General features: G+C 46.4%; 16 protein-coding genes. 15 read left to right on the top strand and 1 reads right to left on the bottom strand.

Annotation, left to right across the window (positions count from 1 at the left end; genetic code table 11):
* From Q9M42_RS13505 to Q9M42_RS13485, 5 genes are all read left to right on the top strand, one after another.
* The coding region (locus tag Q9M42_RS13505; RefSeq protein ID WP_322526993.1) for a peptidoglycan-binding protein at window positions 1-1488 on the top strand (1488 nt) is incomplete at its 5' end.
* Window positions 1489-1698: 210 nt separating this feature from the next.
* Entirely contained in the window at window positions 1699-2508 is an 810-nt protein-coding gene (gene cysQ, locus Q9M42_RS13500) for a 3'(2'),5'-bisphosphate nucleotidase CysQ (protein ID WP_322526992.1), read from the top strand.
* Between the two features lie 83 nt (window positions 2509-2591).
* Entirely contained in the window at window positions 2592-4370 is a 1779-nt protein-coding gene (locus Q9M42_RS13495) for an SLC13 family permease (RefSeq protein WP_322526991.1), read from the top strand.
* Between the two features lie 124 nt (window positions 4371-4494).
* Window positions 4495-5325, top strand: a complete 831-nt coding sequence (locus Q9M42_RS13490; RefSeq protein WP_322526990.1) for a glycosyltransferase — start codon at window positions 4495-4497, stop codon at window positions 5323-5325.
* A 386-nt stretch (window positions 5326-5711) separates the two neighbouring features.
* Window positions 5712-6404 (top strand): CpsD/CapB family tyrosine-protein kinase, encoded by a 693-nt coding sequence (locus Q9M42_RS13485; protein ID WP_322526989.1) that lies wholly within the window; start codon window positions 5712-5714, stop codon window positions 6402-6404.
* Between the two features lie 77 nt (window positions 6405-6481).
* Here Q9M42_RS13485 and Q9M42_RS13480 read toward each other — a convergent pair whose 3' ends face one another.
* Complete coding sequence (locus Q9M42_RS13480) at window positions 6482-7270, bottom strand: DeoR/GlpR family DNA-binding transcription regulator (RefSeq protein WP_322526988.1); 789 nt, start codon at window positions 7268-7270, stop codon at window positions 6482-6484.
* Window positions 7271-7506: 236 nt separating this feature from the next.
* Between Q9M42_RS13480 and rpiB the strand changes: the two genes are divergently transcribed.
* From rpiB to Q9M42_RS13430, 10 genes are all read left to right on the top strand, one after another.
* The gene (rpiB, locus tag Q9M42_RS13475) at window positions 7507-7959 is read left to right on the top strand and encodes a ribose 5-phosphate isomerase B (protein ID WP_322526987.1); all 453 of its coding nucleotides are present in this window, start codon (window positions 7507-7509) and stop codon (window positions 7957-7959) included.
* An 18-nt stretch (window positions 7960-7977) separates the two neighbouring features.
* Window positions 7978-8982: a dihydroxyacetone kinase subunit DhaK gene (locus Q9M42_RS13470; protein ID WP_322526986.1), complete on the top strand. Its 1005-nt coding sequence runs from the start codon at window positions 7978-7980 to the stop codon at window positions 8980-8982.
* Between the two features lie 18 nt (window positions 8983-9000).
* Window positions 9001-9648, top strand: a complete 648-nt coding sequence (gene dhaL, locus Q9M42_RS13465) for a dihydroxyacetone kinase subunit DhaL (RefSeq protein ID WP_322526985.1) — start codon at window positions 9001-9003, stop codon at window positions 9646-9648.
* A 2-nt stretch (window positions 9649-9650) separates the two neighbouring features.
* Window positions 9651-10475 (top strand): sugar phosphate isomerase/epimerase family protein, encoded by an 825-nt coding sequence (locus tag Q9M42_RS13460; RefSeq protein WP_322526984.1) that lies wholly within the window; start codon window positions 9651-9653, stop codon window positions 10473-10475.
* A gap of 55 nt (window positions 10476-10530) precedes the next feature.
* Window positions 10531-11421, top strand: coding sequence for a 2-hydroxy-3-oxopropionate reductase (locus tag Q9M42_RS13455; protein WP_322526983.1), 891 nt, complete (start codon window positions 10531-10533; stop codon window positions 11419-11421).
* Window positions 11422-11635: 214 nt separating this feature from the next.
* Complete coding sequence (locus Q9M42_RS13450; RefSeq protein WP_322526982.1) at window positions 11636-12931, top strand: extracellular solute-binding protein; 1296 nt, start codon at window positions 11636-11638, stop codon at window positions 12929-12931.
* Between the two features lie 56 nt (window positions 12932-12987).
* Window positions 12988-13929 carry a carbohydrate ABC transporter permease gene (locus tag Q9M42_RS13445; protein WP_440972329.1) on the top strand — a complete coding sequence of 314 codons (942 nt, stop codon included), beginning with the start codon at window positions 12988-12990 and terminating at the stop codon, window positions 13927-13929.
* Window positions 13930-14751, top strand: a complete 822-nt coding sequence (locus Q9M42_RS13440; protein WP_322526980.1) for a carbohydrate ABC transporter permease — start codon at window positions 13930-13932, stop codon at window positions 14749-14751.
* A gap of 59 nt (window positions 14752-14810) precedes the next feature.
* Window positions 14811-15983 (top strand): ROK family protein, encoded by a 1173-nt coding sequence (locus Q9M42_RS13435; protein WP_322526979.1) that lies wholly within the window; start codon window positions 14811-14813, stop codon window positions 15981-15983.
* Between the two features lie 33 nt (window positions 15984-16016).
* Window positions 16017-17939: a right-handed parallel beta-helix repeat-containing protein gene (locus tag Q9M42_RS13430; protein WP_322526978.1), complete on the top strand. Its 1923-nt coding sequence runs from the start codon at window positions 16017-16019 to the stop codon at window positions 17937-17939.
* Window positions 17940-17945 lie beyond the last annotated feature (6 nt).

The raw sequence follows: 17945 nt of genomic DNA, 5'->3' as shown, positions 1-17945 counted from the left end.
GCGGCCCAGGCCATGAAGGAGGACCTGCATGAGCTCGGCTACCTCGACATTGCCGACCCGAACGACCACTTCGGCCCGCAGACCGAGGAGGCGGTCATGGCCTTTCAGGAGGACCGCGGCCTGACGGCTGATGGCGTGGCGGACGACGATACGCTTGGCGAACTGAGCGACGCCCGGAGCACCGGCGCCGACGACAGCGAAGTGCTGGAGGACGGGGTGAGCAGCGACGCCGCCCAGGCCATGAAGGAGGACCTGCATGAGCTCGGCTACCTCGACATCGCCGACCCGAACGACCACTTCGGCCCGCAGACGGAGGAGGCGGTCATGGCCTTCCAGGAGGACCGCGGCCTGACGGCTGATGGCGTGGCGGACGGCAAAACGCTTGGCGAACTGAGCGACGCCCTGAGTACCGGCGCTGGCGACAGCAGCGGGGACAGCGAAGTGCTGGAGGACGGGGTGAGCAGCGACGCGGCCCAGGCCATGAAGGAGGACCTGCATGAGCTCGGCTACCTCGACATTGCCGATCCGAACGACCGCTTCGGCCCGCAGACCGAGGAGGCGGTCATGGCCTTCCAGGAGGACCACGGCCTGACGGCTGATGGCGTAGCGGACGACGATACGCTTGGCGAACTGAGCGAGGTTTTAAGCAGTCAATCAAAAGATGATGAAGAAAACAATATCGGCGATCCAGGGAACTATGGCTCGATATCGATTATGAAAGTAGGGACCACTAACGATGGGGTTGCTCAGCTAAAGCTTGACCTACAAGCTCTGGGTTTCATGGATGTAAATGATCCCTCGAATGAATTCGACTCTGCAACCGATCAGGCAGTAAAAGATTTTCAGCGTTCTGAAAATCTTGCGGTTGATGGCGTGGCAGGCCCAAGCACGATGAAGTCCCTGCGTGAGGCATTGAATGTAGATGAAACATATCCATCTGAATCCGCCGTCTCTGGCAAAACTATCGTTTTGGACGCCGGCCATGGAGGTAATGATTCAGGAGCGGTTGCGAATGATTTAATGGAAAAGGATATTAACCTGGAAACAACAAAATACCTGGCAAGCAAATTGCGTTCAGCCGGTGCTGAAGTTGTGATGACGCGCGAAAGTGATGAATATTTATCTCTTTCCGAGCGTTCCTCCATAGGTAACGGAGCTGACGCAGACGCCTTTATCAGCCTTCACACAAATGCTGGAGGCGGTGAAGGTGCTGAAACATTCTGGTACAGTAAGTACGATAGTGATGAAAGTAACGAATTGGCAGAGGACATTCAAGAAGGAATGATCCAAGAAACATCCGCACGGGATCGGGGCGACAAACAAGGTAACTTCCATGTTATCAGAGAAACAGAAACCCCTTCAGTTTTAATTGAACTTGGTTTCATTGATAGTTCCACAGAAGCTTCCTACCTTAAGGAAAGTTCCTACAGGGAAAAACTAGCTGAAGGAATTTATCAGGGCACGAATACGTATTTTAGTAAAAATTAATGAAAAAGTAAGCTAAGTAGTCTATGAGCGCTTCTGGATAGATCCTTAGGACGGTATATTATCGTCTGAGATCTTTCCGGAAGCGCTTTTAGTTATTTAAAAAATAATCTATTTGATTTAATGGGAGGACTAGAGCAAGAGTTAAAAAATGATTATAATAGAACGTGCTTGAAAAATTAGTATACACGGAAAGCAGAGGGAACATAATAAATGTCATTAAATATTACAAGCGCTGTTATAAAAATTGCAATTGATGCCGGACGCGAGATTATGGACGTATACAGGCGCGATTTTTCGGTCGAACAAAAAGAGGATGATTCTCCTTTAACTGAAGCGGATAAACGCGCCCATAACATTATTGCCCGGGGCCTGGCAGAAGCAGACCCTGAAACGCCGGTTATCAGTGAAGAAGGAAATGCTTATCCCTACGAAGAAAGAAAACAGTGGGCGTCTTTTTGGCTCGTAGACCCGCTTGACGGCACAAAGGAATTTATTAAGAAAAATGATGAGTTTACCGTGAATATAGCTAAAATCGAAGACCGCTATCCTGTTTTTGGTATTATTTACGTACCTGCGCAGGACACCTTGTATATTGGCGGCGCCTCGATGGGGGCGTATAAAGTGGAAAAGGCGTCCGCTCTCGAGCCTATTGGAGAGGAAGCATTAAAGCAGCATGGCGTGAAATTGAATGTCTCTGTACCAGAAACAGCCGCCCATGTTGTCGCAAGTCGCTCTCACATGTCGGAGGAAACGGAAGCGTTTATCAATAATTTAAAAGAAACCTATTCAGCTGTGGATGTTGTATCTGCCGGCAGTTCGTTGAAATTCTGCCTCGTGGCAGAAGGAAAGGCGCATTTTTACCCCCGCTACGCTCCTACAATGGAATGGGATACAGGCGCCGGACAGGCTATTGTGGAAGCAGCCGGAGGAGAAGTGATCCGGCACGAGGATAGTCGGCGCTTTGACTACAACCGGGAAGAACAGCGCAACGGATGGTTTCTTGTGCAGACGGTAAAATAATATTCAAAAGGGACTCTTTGCTGGAGTCTCTTTTGCTGTATAATTAAACATATCAGGTTACTTGGAAATTGAGGGATACATAGATGACCATCGAGATGGTTTTTGTCATGGTATTAATTGCAGGCATGCTTCTGGCTCTTTTTTTTGAACTGGCCCGGCCGGACATGATAGTTTTTTCTGTTCTTGTCGTGCTGATGCTGACAGGAATTCTTTCGACTGAACAGGCATTAAGTGGTTTTTCAAATGAAGGTATGCTGACGATTGCTTTATTGTTCATTGTCGCCGGGGCTGTACAGAAAAGCGGAATTGTGGAGAGGTTCATGACCAGATGGCTGCAAAAGAGCCATGGTCCTGTTTCTTCTATGGTGAGGACCTTTATTCCCATTTCAGGAATGTCGGCGTTTTTAAACAATACACCGATTGTCGTTGCTTTCACGCCGGTTATCAAAAAATGGTGTGAAGAACGGGGATATTCACCTTCCAAATTTTTGATCCCCCTTTCCTACGCGACCATTATGGGAGGGACAATTACTCTTATAGGAACGTCCACCAATCTGGTGGTCCACGGGATGCTGCTTGACTATGGCGAAAAGGGGTTCAGTATGTTCCAGCTGGCATCCGTAGGCCTGCCGTTAACAGCGGTTGGGCTTTTGTACTTGTTCACAGTGGGGTACCGGCTGCTGCCTGCATATGAAAATGTACAAAAGCAGCTGGAAGAAGAAGCGAAGGAATACTTATGTGAGATGAAGGTGGAGCCTTCGTTTCCGTTTATACGAAAAACAGTACAGGATGCGGGACTTCGGGATTTACAGGGCATGTTCCTGATTGAAATTATCCGCAAAGATGAACGGATTTCTCCCGTGAGTTCAAATACCATTGTGCAGGCGGGGGACCGTTTAATATTTACCGGCGTAATAGAGAAAATGGCGGATTTACAACGCTCTCCGGGGCTGACGTTAAAAACCGGCACGGACCTGAGCCTGGATGACCTCCGGGATAATACGAACCAACTGGTGGAAGCCGTCGTTTCCCATCAGTCCTCCCTGCAGTCTAAGTCCATTAAACAGGCACAGTTTCGTTCGGCTTATGACGCCGGGGTGGTCGCGGTGCACAGGAACAATGAGCGCATTCAAAGCAAGATCGGTGATATTCGCCTTCGGCCCGGAGATTCCCTCCTGCTGCTGGCAGGATCAGATTTCTTGCAAAAATACCGCAGCTCTACAGATTTTTATGTCGTTTCGGCGCTGAATACTCCTGACACGATCAAGGAACCGCCGGCGAAAGGATGGTTTTCCCTGGCTGTACTGATGGTGATGATTGCCGTAGTAACAATCGGATGGCTCAGTATGTTTCAGGCAATGGCTTTGGCGGTGCTTATTTTTCTTGTTGCACGCATTATTACGCCTGAAGAAGCGAAGCGAAATGTGCAGTTTCAGGTGCTGCTGCTTATTGCAAGTGCATTTGGGGTGGGAAACGCGATGACGGAAACGGGGCTTGCTGCCTGGATGGCTGGAGGGCTGCTGACTTTTGGCGAACCCCTTGGAATAATTGCCGTGCTGTTTCTAATTTACGCCCTGACCAATATATTCACTGAACTGATTACGAACAGCGCGGCCGCGGTGCTGATGCTCCCTATCGGGTTAAGCATTGCAGACAGCTTGAACGTAGAACCGATGGCCTTCGCGGTAACAATTGCCATTGCGGCTTCAGCAAGCTTTATTACTCCGATCGGCTATCAGACCAACTTAATTGTCTACGGGCCGGGGGGCTATAAGTTTTCCGATTATTTAAAAGTCGGAATGCCTCTCACGCTGATTTCAATGCTTGTGACGGTCGGGGTTGTTTCTTATCTTTACTTTTAACGGATGGATATGAAAGCGGTTTGGAGTAGGTTCTCCAAACCGCCGGGCGGTTATGATACACTGAAAAAGGCTGTCTGACCGACAGGCATATAAAAATGAAGATACATAGTTAGGAGCATAGAAGATGAATCCTTTAGTGACGATTATTATGTCTACACACAATGCCGAAGATTATATTGATGAATGCCTGCAAAGTATTGCTGCCCAGACATATCCGGATTTTACCGTCTATATGATTGATGATGCTTCCATGGATAATACTGCAGATAAAGTAAAGGAATTCATCAAAAATGATAAACGATTCCAGCTGGTTGATATACATAAACAAAACCGGGGACTGACCCCTACCTTGAACGAGTTGTGGAAAATGGCAGAAACAAAATACGTGGCGCGGATGGATGCCGACGACGTGATGCATGAGGAGCGCCTGGAAAAACAGGTGCAGCTTCTCGAGAAACACGAGGGACTTGACGTAGTAGGATCGTACGCCATGAATATTAATAAAGACAGCGAACCAATAGATATCCGGAAAGTGCCTGTTTACCATAAAGATGTTAAAAAGACGATTCCGCTGGCAAGCCCGGTTATTCATCCTTCGGCAATGATCAGGCGCAGCGCTTTAAAGGCAGTGGATGGCTATAATGAAACGTATCCTGTGGCGCAGGACTATGATTTATGGTTCCGGCTCATGGGTAACGGAAGTGGCTTTCACAATATTCCGGAAACGCTGCTGTACTACCGTATGGAGGCGCACCATGTGAAAAAAAGAAATATACGCCACCGGTGGCTTGATGCTAAAACAAGATGGAGAGGCACGAAGCTTATTGGAAGCACGAGACGAACAAAATTGGTTTCTTTAACCGTTTCTGCAGTGATGCTTGGAATGCCTTCTTTTTTAAAACCATCAATGATGAAGCTGAAAGAACACATCGATCCGAGATATTCCAAGTTTTAAATGAAGCTAGTGGAGGGGCCTTTAAAGAAGAAATGGCTGATGCCGCTCTGTTTGTCTTTATGCCATTTGTAGAAAGCGATAACAGAGCGTTCAGCAGCGTCCGCGAATTTAGGAAGCATTGTAGAAAAAGGGCAGTGCGTACTATATCAGCGTATCGTATCCGTGGAACAAGAATCCTGCAAGTTCGACATTACCTATCTGAACTACTGGAGTGCTTGGCCGCACAGCTTTTAGGAGTAGTGAACGGAAAACGGGTCATGAAAAGGTCCTTTATTTTGCAAAAATCGTCTTCGCGCTCATTACGTGTGCTATACTACGTCTACGATAAACTAAACCTTTGGCCGATATAAGGAATAGTGGGCGAATATCAAAAGGGAGGGACGCGTTTGGCACGAAAAAAGAAGCAAGAGACGAACACGAATCAGCGGAAGCTCATTACCTGGTTGAACAGTAAATCCCCGGTTTCCGAGCAGTACCGCACGATTCGTACTAATATTCAATATTCCTCGGTGGATAAAGAGATGCAGGCGATGGTAGTGACCTCGGCAGGCCCGGGGGAAGGAAAGTCCACCACTGTGGCGAATCTGGCAGTAACGATGGCCCAGCAGGAAAAGAAAGTTCTGCTTATCGATGCCGATCTGCGTAAGCCGACCGTGCATTATACGTTTCGCCGCATGAATACCCACGGACTGATCAATGCCCTGACAAGTCACGGTGAATACGCGGCGTACGTCCAGGAAACGGAAGTGCCGAATCTCGACATTCTGCCAAGCGGCCCGATTCCGCCGAACCCATCCGAGATCCTAGGGAGCCGTTCGATGGCGCACCTCGTCGAGCTTGCCCGTGAGCAGTATGATGTGATTTTGTTTGACGCGCCCCCGGTTCTGGCGGTGACGGACGTTCAGGTTATCTCCCGCCACTGCGACGGAAGCATTCTCGTCGTCAAAGCCGGTGAAACCGAAAACGATGCCGCCCGAAAGGCGAAGGACCTTCTGGAAGTGAGCGGTGTACCAATCCTCGGCTGTATTCTGAACCAGAAAAAAGGCATGGATCAGAGCTATTACTACTATTACGGATAAACTAAACGAACCGGCTTCTGAAATTCAGGAGCCGGTTCGTTTGTGTTTCGGGGAATTAAATTTTAGGACGAAGGAAATCAGCTGTAGTCTACAAGGGAAAAAAGAGTTTGAATATTATGCTTTTCAAGCTCCGTAAGGATATCCTCGGAAACAGGCTCGTCTGAAATAAAATAATCAATTTCACTGAGAGAGGCAAAGGAAGAAATAGAGCTTTTGTTAATTTTTGAATGATCGATAAGGGCGACGACTTTACTGGCTTTGGCCACCATATGTTTTTTTAAATCAACTTCGTATACGTTAAAGTCCGTAAGCCCTGTGTTAACTGTAAAACCACTAGCGGAAGTAAGCATAAAATCAACATGAATTTTATTTAACATATCAGCCCCCAGAACCCCCTCCAAAGAGCTGGACCCGTGCCGGACTACTCCTCCTAAGAGAATGACTGTTAAATTAGGATTTTCCCTTAATTCCAGAGCGGTATAAATACCGCTGGTGACTACAGTGAGGCGCATATGGCTTTCCTTCAGCAGCCGGGCAAATTCAAGCGCCGTTGAACTGGCATCCAAAAGAATACAGTGGCCGTCTTCAATCAACGTTATCGCCATGTGGGCAATGGTTATTTTTTCGGCTTTATTTTTCTTTTCTCTTGATGAAAAATTAATTTCGTTTTCTTCTGCGTCTGGTAGAACAGCCCCGCCATGAGTTCTGCGAAGAAGTCCTTCATTTTCCATATCCTTCAAATCGGAGCGAAGCGTCACTTCTGATACCTTCATTTTCTCAGCCAGGCCGCGGACAGTGACGCGGCGGTCAACATTTAAGTGTTCGAGGATTTTCTGCCGGCGTTCCGCTACAAATAATTTAGTCATCGTTTCACCCTTCGACTCATATTCTCTTCCTCATAGTAGAAGAAAAATTCACTTTTAGCAAAATATTTAGTTTAAATTCCTTTTTAGTGTTTCGTTTTATTTTGTTATGCCGCAATTTCTTTATTTGTTTTATTATAAATGATTAATTTCGAAAGTAAATAAAAATAAAAATTGACAACCAAAAATAAAAGTGCGAAAATTTAATCAAATAATAACAGAAACGGGGACTGGAAATAGTGAAAATAGCTATTGGAAGTGATCACGTCGCATACGATCTGAAAGAAACGATAAAAAAACACGTGGAGGAACTGAACCACGAGGTCATTGATTATGGGTGCTATAACTGTACAGAAGTGGATTACCCGGATGTGGCATTTGAAGTAGCGGAGGATATTAACGATAATAAAGCTGACCGGGGTATTTTAATCTGCGGCACCGGTATCGGGGTAGCTATCTCGGCTAACAAAGTCCCGGGGATTCGAGCAGCTCAATGTCATGACGCCTATTCTGCCGAACGTGCCCAATTAAGTAACAATGCCCAGATTATTACGATGGGCGCGTTGGTCATCGGTGCAGAGCATGCTAAAAAAATTGTGGAAACGTATTTAAGCGTAGAATTTCAGGGAGGCAATTCAGAGCGGAAGGTTAATAAGATTTCGGAAAAAGAAAAAGAATTTATGAAAAAATAAATTTCAGGAGGCTTAATGGTGAAAAAGTTAATTAATAACCCGGACGTGGTTGTCGAGGAAATGCTGAATGGTTATTTGAAAGCGCATTCTCATCTTGTGAGAGGAGTAGAGGCCCATCCGAGAACGATCGTCCGTGCGGACGCCGGGCTGAAGCAGAAGGTTAGTTTAATTATTGGCGGAGGCTCCGGCCATGAACCAGCCTTTATGGGATATGTAGGGAAGGGAATGGCTGACGGCGTCGCGGTAGGCAATATCTTTTCTTCCCCGCCTCCAGATCCAATCGTAGAGGCAATAAAAGCAACACATACCGACCAGGGCGCTCTCCTCTTGTACGGTAACTACCAGGGAGACATTATGAACTTCGGAATGGCAGCGGATATTGCAGACATGGAAGAAAACATAGAAGTAAAACAGGTCGTCGTAAAGGATGATATTGCATCAGCACCACGGGAGGAAGCGGAAAAACGAAGAGGCATCGCAGGGGAATTCTTTGTGACGAAGGTAGCCGGGGCGGCAGCGGAGGAAGGTCTTTCGCTCGACGAGGTGTACCGCATAACCGAGAAGGCAAACCAGAACGTAGGCTCCATGGGTGTCGGCTTATCTCCATGCTCGCTTCCGCAAACCGGACAGCCAAGCTTTAATCTCGAAGAGGATGAGATGGAAATCGGCCTTGGCCACCACGGGGAGCCGGGCGTGGAAAAAAGCAAGCTGGCTACATCAAACGTGGTCACTGAGCGTATTTTAAACAATATTATTGATGAAATGGATATTGAATCAAAGGATGAAGTGTCTGTACTTATTAACGGTCTCGGGTCCACGACCAGGATGGAGCTTTACATTATGTATGACAAGGTCGAAACCCTTCTTCATGAAAAAGGAATAAATATTTATACGTCTTATGTAGGGGATTACTGTACGTCCCTGGAAATGGGAGGATGCTCCATTACACTTTTAAAAATGGATGAGGAATTAAAACCATTCATTGATGCTCCGGCCCAGTGCCCGATGTATACACAGAGTTAAGCAGGAGGAGATGACGGCATGAGGACAGAGGATTGGAAAAATTATTTTGAGAGCGCTCATAGCGTAATGGAAGAAAACAAAACCTATTTATGCGAGCTGGACCGGGCGCTCGGAGACGGCGATCACGGTATCACGATGAGTATCGGCTGGAAAGCTGTGCAGGAGGCCATTCATTCAAAGCTGGCGGATGAAACAGATTGCGGCAAAATCGCCATGACGGCAGGACGTTCCTTTTTAAGCGCTGTGGGGTCATCGGTAGGGCCGCTCTATGCTTCTGGCTTTATGGCCGGGGCAAAGGCAATTAAAAATAAAACCGAGCTTTCCATGGAAGATATGAGGCAGTTTTGGATTGAATTTAGTCGTGGTGTGCAGGAACGAAGCCAGGCGGAACCGGGAGATAAAACGATGATGGATGTTTTATATCCTGTTCAGGCAGTCCTCGAGAGTGAAGAGGGCACGGTGGAACAAAGATTCGAACAAGCCTCAGAGGCGGCAAAAAATGGAATGGATGCCACCAAAGAGATGAGCTCCAAAAAAGGCAGATCGAGCCGGCTGGGCGAGCGCTCCCTCGGCCATCAGGATCCGGGGGCGACATCGATGCAGCTGTTATTTTCTACCTTTGTCACGGTAGCATTAAATTTAAAAACTGTTAAAGAGGAGTATTAAAAATGGTCATGAAATTCGGATGCCAGGGCTCCACATGGGTGCTGGATTATGATGTAGAGGCAGACATGATGGACCAGATCATGGATGATGTAAAAAACGGAGGGCTGACCGGTCTGGATATGCAGATCTCCCTGCTTGGAAAGTATAGGGACAAGCCGGAGCGCTTCAAGGAAGAGCTTGATAAAAGAGGACTTCAATTAGCTGCACTGACGATCCCGCATGCGTTTGAAGGTGGAAAACCCTCCGAGCAGGAAAGAGAGCTGGAAAATTACTATTTTGAATACTTAAAGCACTTTCCGGAGGCAGTGATGAACGTACCTTCTAGAGTCGGAACAGACAGGGACAATGTACGGCAGCGACAGCAGGAGATTATTAAGGGGGCCAATGAACTGGGAAAGCGTGCGCGGGAAGAGCACGGCATTGTGACCTCGCTTCATCCGATTTCCTATAAAACCTCCTACTGGAAATCCCGGGAGGATTATGAAGTCCTTTTCGATGGCCTCGATGAAAGATACATGGGCTATACGCCGGATGCCGGGCATATTATGTTCGGCGATATGGATCCTGTGGACATTTTCAGAGAAGCTCTGCCGTTAATTAAGCACGTGCACTTTAAGGAAGCTTCGAAAAATCATGAATGGAAAAAAATGGGCGAAGGTGACATTGATTTTGTCGGGTGTATGCAGGTGCTCAAGGACGGCGGCTACGACGGCTGGGTGATGCTCGAAGAGGAAACCGGGGCAGCAGAGCCCGATACAGGTAAAGTCATTAAAGAGCTTGGCAGCTACGTCAATAAACACCTCCAGCCTGTCATTCAGGGAAGCTGAGAGCATTTAGCGTTACCGGAATTTATTTAAATACTGTTGCATGGAGGCGTGTCGTATGAAGGTTGGATTTATTGGCTTAGGAATTATGGGGAAACCAATGGCCGGGCATCTTATCAAGCAGGGGTTTGAGACGTACCTTTTTGATTTAAACACGGAGTCGGTCAACGAACTGGCAGCTTTAGGTGGCCATGCATGTAAAACGGGCCAGGAGGCAGCGGAAAACAGCGATGTCATCATCACGATGCTCCCGGAAGGAAAACACGTGTCCGAGGTGTTATTTGCAGAAACAGGGCTGGCTGCAGCAAGTAAGCCAGGAACCATTATCGTTGACATGAGCTCGGTGTCCACGGAGGAATCGAGACTGTTTGCCAGTAAACTGGAAGCAATGAATATTCATTTTATCGACGCTCCTGTCAGCGGCGGAGAGCCGATGGCTGTTGAAGGCAGGCTTTCCATTATGGCAGGCGGGGACGAAGATCATTTTAATAAAGTACGGCCCGTATTGGAAGCCATGGGAGAGAACATTGTCCATTGCGGGGCGAATGGAACCGGTTCTGCAGCAAAGCTGGCAAATCAGATTATTGTCAGCGGAAACCTCGCCGCATTATCGGAGGCCTGTGTATATGCAAGCCAGGCAGGCATTGATTTAAATAAACTGTTTGAAGCCATTCACGGTGGCCTCGCGGGCAGTGCTGTCATGGAGGCGAAAATGCCGCAGATCATCGATCGGAATTTTGAACCGGGCGGCCGGATTGAAACGAATTACAAAGATTTAAAGAACATTCAGTCCTCAGCGAATGCCATCGGGGTGCCGCTTCCTGTTACCAACCTGGTGAAAGAAATTTTCCACTCCGAAATTGCGAACGGAAACGGTAAAAAAGATCATTCCTACATTATTAATTTCTTTGAGAGGATGGGCAACTGCCAGACGCCAAAAGGTGGCTGAACCGCGTCTAATAAAGATCTTCTAAAAACTCAGACTTTTATTAGTTTATCCAGACGACAAACATAGACAGACGGCTGGATAAACATGAAAGGAGCTGATTCATATACTAAATATCCATCATCGTTTTTCTTAATATTCAGTTTTCATTACCCATTTAATGTAAGCGTTATCAATTAAAAAGAGGAGTTGATTGAACGTGAATTACAAATTTTCTATGGCAGCAATTTTACCGGCATTTCTTATCTTTGCGGCAGGGTGTCAGCCTGCAAACCCGGAAAGCCCGGACGGGGAAGAGGCTTCGTCAGGCGAAAACAGCGGCAGCGGTGACGGGGGCGGAGAAAATTCAATAGAAGTATGGCACATTGAAACAGGAGCAGGAGAAGAAGTACTTCAGGATGCGGCAGAGCGTTTTGAGGAGGAAGAAGGAGTTACGGTAAATTTAAAGCAGTACCAAAACGACCCTTATAAACAACAGATTAGTACTTCTATGGGCGGTAATGCAGCTCCCGATGTTTTTCATTCCTGGGGCGGCGGATGGCTGGAGAATTTTGTAGATGCTGATCAGGTTGTAAATATCACGGACGAAGTTGAGTCAGATAGATTCCTGGATGCAGGTTTAGATACAGTTACTTTTGATGAAGAAGTTTATGGCGTGCCGTTGGGCCTTGATTTAGTGCCTGTATGGTATAACAAAGAAATCTTCGATGAATACGGCCTCGAAGAACCCGAAACATATGAGGAACTTTTAGACATTGTCGATACATTAAATGAAAACGATGTTACTCCATTTGCTCTCGCAAACCAGACACAATGGCCGGGCGCTTTCTATCTGATGTACCTTGCTGAAAGAGAAGGCGGGGAAGATTTATTCGCTGATGCCTTCAGCCGCGAAGGAAGCTTTGATGATGAAGCATACATCGAAGCAGGGGAAAAAATCCAGGAGCTGGTGGACAAAAATGCATTTCCGGATGGCATTAACGGCAGCGACTATGACACAGGCCAATCCCGTCAATTAATGTATTCCGGGGACGCTGCGATGGAAATTATGACCAGCGGCGCAATGCTTAAAAACGTAGATGATGAAATGCCTGAATTTAAAGAAGATCTCGATTACTTCATGTTCCCTGAAATCGAAGGCGGAGAAGGCGCACAAAATCACCTTGTAGGCGGGGTAAGTCCGGCGTTCTCTGTATCAGAGCAAAGTGATAATAAGGAAGATGCTATTGACTTCTTGAACTTCATTTCTGAAGAAGAAACAGCAACTGACTTTGCTAATGAAAGCGGCGCTGTGTCTCCAGTAGAAGGGGCTGAGTACGAAGACGAATATATCAAGCGTTTGAGCGAAACCTTGAACGAAGCTGATTTTGTACAAACGTACTATGACCAGACCCTCCCTCCAGCGCTTGCAGAAGTTCACTTAGACACAACACAAGCATTGTTTGGCGGATCCATTACACCAGAAGAAGCGGCAGAAGAGATGGAACAGGCTGCTGAGGAAGAGCTGGAATAATTAACTTCTATATCAAGCCGGTTCTGCCGGCTTGATATAGTTAAAAATTGAGGTGAATGTTGTTGGCTACCAACGTCGAAAATAAAGTGAACACAAAATCCCGGGATGCTTCCAGGAAAAAGAATGCCAAGAATTGGCTTGTCATATTAGGATTTATGGCTCCGGCGCTTCTCTTCTACGGAGTGTACGTGGTTTATGCGATTGGGATGACATTTTACTACAGTCTGTTTGACTGGAACGGCATCGATTCCAATATGGTTTTTATTGGGCTGCAAAATTACTTTGAAGTTATCCGGGATGGTGTGTTCTGGCAGGCTTCCGGAAACAATGCGCTGCTGATTGCTGCTTCATTGTTAACCCAGCTTCCGCTCGGCTTAATTATGGCGCTTCTGCTGTTCAGCCCGATCAAAGGGATGCGGCTGTTCCGTACCGTTTATTTTATGCCCTTCTTAATGTCAACGGTAGCTATCGGTATTTTGTTCATCTATATCTTTGATGCAAATTACGGCCTTGTGAACCAGTTTCTTGGCGCCGTCGGTCTTGAATCCTTACAGCGAGGATGGCTCGGCAGTGAGGATACCGCCATTTGGGCAGTTATCATTACGATTTGCTGGCAGTTCGCCCCGTTTTATATGATTTTATTCCGGGCCGCTATCGTCGGAATTTCGGAGGACTTATACGAAGCCGCTGATATTGACGGAGCTTCAGCCTGGAGAAAGTTTTCGGGAATTACCCTGCCATTACTTCGACCTATCATTATCACCTCTGCTATTCTTTCCGTCATTGGTGCTTTAAAGTACTTCGATTTAATTTATGTAATGACTGGCGGGGGGCCGAACAACTCTACGGAATTAATGGCAACGTATATGTACGACCAGACATTTACAAACTTTAGTATGGGCTACGGCAGTACCATATCCTCCATGATGTTCATTATTGCATTTATAGTAACACTCGGTATTATCACCGTGGATAATAAAAGAAAGGCGGATTTTTAAATGATAAATAAATTAAGACAAACCCCGCTGTATATCGTAGCCATTGCTCTTCTTTTATTTACCGGTCTTCCTTTCTTTGTCATGATTAATACCTCCTTTAAAGGGCAGGCGGAATTTTCTTCGGCCCCCTGGGCTCTGCCAGAAGCTCTATCCTTTGAGAACTACGCCTTCTTGTTTGAAACAAGCTTTTTTCAATACTTTGGAAACAGTTTATTTGTAACAGTGATTTCAGTTATCTTAACGATCATATTTTCTGCGATGGCAAGCTATCCGCTGTCGCGCATGAAATTTAAATTAAACAGACCGATCCTGCTGCTGTTTATGGTAGGGATGATGATTCCTATCCACACGACACTGATTCCTATTTTCCTTCTTACCCAGAATATGGGACTGTACAACACCTTATGGGGCTTGATCGGTCCTTACGTGGCCTTCGCTCTCCCAATATCAGTAGTGATTTACACTCAATTTATGTCTGATTTGCCAAAAGAATTAATCGAATCGGCAAAAATTGATGGCTGCGGGCATTTGCAGCTATTTTGGAGAATTTTATTTCCTTTATTAATTCCGGCAACTGCCACCGTTGCCATTTATAACTTTATCCATATATGGAACGAGTTTATTTTCGCTCTTGTGTTGACGAACTCCGATGAAGCAGCGACGCTTCCGATCGGGCTGCGGGAATTTTACGGGGAATTCTCGATAAACATTCCAGGACTGATGGCTGCCTTAACCCTGGCAAGCGTCCCACTGCTGCTCGTATACTTCGTAGCCCAGGAAAAAATCATCAAAGGACTCGCAGCAGGCTCTGTGAAGGGATAACTCTATGAATAAAACGGATCTCCCTTTATGTAAAAATAAATAAACATGGAGACTCATATATGAAAACTGGTGATCAAGGTCTTGTAAGAAAAATTAATAAGTCCATCGTATTAAATAAAATTCAGACAGAAAGTCCGGTCTCCCGGGCTCAAATTTCAAAAATTACCGGATTAAACAAGGCTACTGTTTCGAGCCTGGTCAGTGAGCTGATGGCAGAGCATTTTGTCGGGGAAATAGGGGTGGGCCTTTCAAGCGGGGGACGCAGGCCGACGATGCTGTTCTTTAATACGGGTGCAGGCTATTCCATCGGGGTGGATCTTGGTGTTAATTACATTCTTGCCGTTATAACAGATCTGCAGGGCAATATTATCAATAAACAAAAACTTGAAATTGAGGAGACCGAACCTGAAATTATCTTCCCGAAAGTAGAAAATTTGATCAGAGTCCTGCAGCAGAAAGCACCCGAGAGCCCGTACGGTGTCATCGGTATTGGTCTCGGGGTGCCTGGCATGATTGATAACGACGGCCTGATTTTATTTGCCCCGAATCTTAATTGGCACAGGGTTGATTTAAAGGACTATCTGGAAAAAGAATTCCGGCTGCCTGTGACAATTGAAAATGAAGCAAAGGCTGGAGCTCATGGGGAAAAAATATACGGCGCCGGGCAGAACATGTCTCATTTGATTTATTTAAGCATAGGCATGGGTATCGGAGCAGGCCTTATTATTAATGATAAGCTTCACAAAGGATCGACGGGTATTTCCGGGGAAATAGGACATGTTTCAATTGATTCCCATGGAAAGAAATGCCCCTGCGGGAACAAGGGATGCTGGGAAATGTACAGCTCCGAGGCAGCGTTAATGGATAAAGTAAGACCCATTTTCCCGCCTGGCACCAGAATCAGCCTGGAGATGCTTATTAAAATGGCTATGGAAAATCACCCCGGGGTGCTGAATGCCTTCGATCAAATTGGTGAATATATTGGTATTGTACTGACTAATATAGTAAACACTTTTAATCCAGAGCAAATTATTATCGGAAACCGGTTTGCTGTATTAGAACCGTGGCTGCGCAATCCGATTCAGCGTGTGCTTCAACAGCGCCTGCTGCCTTATTATCATAATTCGTTTGAACTGAAATTCTCCGAACACGGTATGCTGTCATGCGCACTCGGCTGCGCTGCACTTTCAATTGAACAGTTTTTCTCGGAAAACAGGGTCACAGTAGTATAAGAAAAAAGAAACGATGCAAAAGGAGCAGATACGATGGCTAAGGAGTACCATGTAGCGAAAAATGGAGCAGATCACCAGGAGGGGACAAGGGAAAACCCCTTCCTGACCATTAACCAGGCGGCCGCTGTGGCAGCAGCAGGCGATGCAGTGATTGTGCATGAAGGAGAGTACCGGGAATGGGTGAAGCCTAAACATGCAGGACTGAGCAACACGAGAAGAATTACGTATCAAGCAGCTGACGGGGAGCAGGTGGTCATCAAGGGCTCGGAGCAGATAACAGATTGGAAGCAGGTGGAAGGCACGGTCTGGAAAACGACGCTGCCAAACGATTTTTTCGGGGATTATAATCCATACAAAGAAAAAATCTTTGGAGACTGGGTGAAATACAATCCCGGCAGGCACCTGGGTGATGTGTATATAAACGGAAAGTCACTTTACGAGGCGGAAAGTATTCAGGAATTGCACAGTCCAACGGTGCAAACGGAGATTGTGGATCATTGGACGGAACAAACCGTTTCCGTCGAAGATCCGGAACAGACGGAGTATGTATGGTTTGCAGAAGTGGATCAGCATACAACAACGATTTATATTAATTGCCACGGCATGGACCCCACACAGGAGCTTGTGGAAATAAATGTGCGCAAATGCTGCTTTTATCCTGAGCATACAGGTATTGATTACATCACCGTCAGCGGCTTTGAAATGGCTCAGGCAGCTACCCCGTGGACACCGCCTACGGCTGACCAGCCAGGACTTGTGGGGCCGCACTGGAGCAAAGGCTGGATTATTGAAAACAATATCATCCATGATTCCAAATGCAGTGCGATCAGCATTGGAAAAGAGGCTTCCACCGGAGAGAATTACAGCACAACACGAAAGGATAAGTCCGGGTATCAATACCAGGTGGAATCAATCTTTCAGGCCCAGCAGGCGGGATGGACGAAAGAAAAAGTTGGCTCTCATATTATCCGCCACAATATAATTTACGACTGCGGCCAAAACGCTGTTGTCGGGCACCTGGGGTGCGTGTTCAGTGAAATATATAACAATCATATTTATAACATAGGCGTAAAGCGCGAATTTTTCGGGCATGAAATTGCGGGAGTTAAGCTTCATGCTGCGATTGATGTGCAAATTTACCACAATCGTATTCATGACTGCTCCCTCGGCGTTTGGCTGGACTGGCAAACCCAGGGCACCAGAGTCAGCAGTAATTTATTTTACCGGAATAACCGGGACTTGTTTGTGGAGGTAAGCAGCGGCCCGTATGTGGTCGATCATAATATCCTAACTGCGGATTACGCTTTGGATAACCACGCCCAGGGCGGGGCTTATGTTAATAATTTGATCCGGGGCGAAATGGTGCATAAGAAAATGCTGGACCGAGCTACTCCATACCACACTCCACATAGTACAGAAATGGCTGGTTTTGCTGTCACCTATGGCGGGGACGACCGCTACTTCAATAATCTGTTTATAGGTGATAAAGACCTTAAAGGCGTAGGAACAGGTCATTATAACGGATATACGGCGTCGCTCGAGGAATATATTGATACAGTAAATGATTTTTCTGCAGATCATAAAGCATTCAATAACGTCGAGCAGCCGGTATATATTAATAACAATGCTTATTTAAATGGAGCGGAGCCCTTTGAAAGAGAGGAGCAAAAATTAACGGCAGACCATTTCGACCCCAAATTAGAGATTATTGAAAAAGGCAGCGAAGTGTATCTCTACTGTGAACTTCCGGAGGATTTTGAACAAATGCCTGGAGACATTCAATCGACGGAAACGTTGCCCAGAACCCGTATTGTTGATGCCGATTTCGAGAGCCCGGATGGCAGCGAATTAATATTAAACGAGGATTACTATGGTAATAAGAAAAATGAAAAAGAAGCAGTGGGCCCCATTAATGATCTGAAACCAGGAGAAAACTACATTAAAGTGTGGGGCTGACCATGC

The sequence above is a fragment of the Marinococcus luteus genome (assembly GCF_034497705.1).
Classification (GTDB): domain Bacteria; phylum Bacillota; class Bacilli; order Bacillales; family Marinococcaceae; genus Marinococcus; species Marinococcus luteus_A.
Note: the sequence above shows the minus strand (reverse complement) of the source record. Positions and strands in the feature narration are given on the sequence as shown.